We start from the raw sequence: 206 nt of genomic DNA on the forward strand, positions 1-206 counted from the left end.
CGGAGGGGGGTGCCGCGAGGGACTGTGCCCGCGTTTCGAGTCCGGAGTCGCCGCCCCGCCGTCTGGAGGTAGTCGGCCGCTCCGTCAGGTGCCGGCGTCGCGTCGATAAGCGCCTCGACACCGCCCGGTAGCAACGGACGCGTCCACCGGCGGTCGTTGTGGAGCCCCAGTTCCAGCACTCGGTCGTCGAGCGCCGCCGCCGCGTC

At 73.8% G+C, this 206-nt stretch carries 1 pseudogene; it reads right to left on the reverse strand.

The window, feature by feature from the left end:
• Positions 1–206, reverse strand: a pseudogene (locus EXE44_RS21345) (hypothetical protein); the annotation flags it as partial.

This window comes from Halorubrum sp. SS7 (genome assembly GCF_005435055.1).
In the GTDB taxonomy this organism is placed as follows: Archaea; Halobacteriota; Halobacteria; order Halobacteriales; family Haloferacaceae; genus Halorubrum; species Halorubrum salinarum.